1 pseudogene is annotated in these 507 nt (G+C 64.3%); it reads right to left on the bottom strand.

Features of this window, described 5'->3' with window-relative positions:
* Positions 1-269, bottom strand: a pseudogene (locus U9983_RS27425) (site-specific integrase); the annotation flags it as partial.
* Positions 270-507: the final 238 nt, after the last annotated feature.

The raw sequence follows: 507 nt of genomic DNA, 5'->3' as shown, positions 1-507 counted from the left end.
CGGTCCGACGGCTCCACCACCTCGTCCAGCCAGTAATCGAGAAAGTCATCGAACCGTGACCGGCGATCCAACGGCGCCGCCCCTTCCAGCTGTGCCGTGCGCAATCGTGTCTGTTCCTCGATCGCCTCTTCCTGGGTCCGGAAATAGCGGACGGTCCGCTTCCGTTTGCCGTTCACATAGCCGTAGTCGATTTCGAGGACCCAGCGCTGACGGTCCTCCCGCCAGTACACCGATCCTTCACCGTGGCCGCGGCGATTTCCCTTCCCCATGGCCATCACGCCACGTCCCAGGGGTTGCAACCGACACAGCTGAAGTACTCGTTCAGGGCTTCGACCACGGACACCGTCCGCAGTCTGTCGCCGGGTTCGGGCAGCACGAACAATCACTCCTTGCCGAAAGAGAAAAACGGGGGAAAGCGCCGGAGGAGGCGTGGTGGTCCGGGGTTCCGGTCCTCTGGGCGCGGAAGGGTCTGCCGGGAAACCGGCCGCATCCAGGGCGCTACGCGTC

The sequence above is a fragment of the Protofrankia sp. Cas3 genome (genome assembly GCF_963555955.1).
Lineage (GTDB): Bacteria > Actinomycetota > Actinomycetes > Frankiales > Frankiaceae > Protofrankia.
This window is presented reverse-complemented; position numbering and strand designations above follow the sequence as displayed.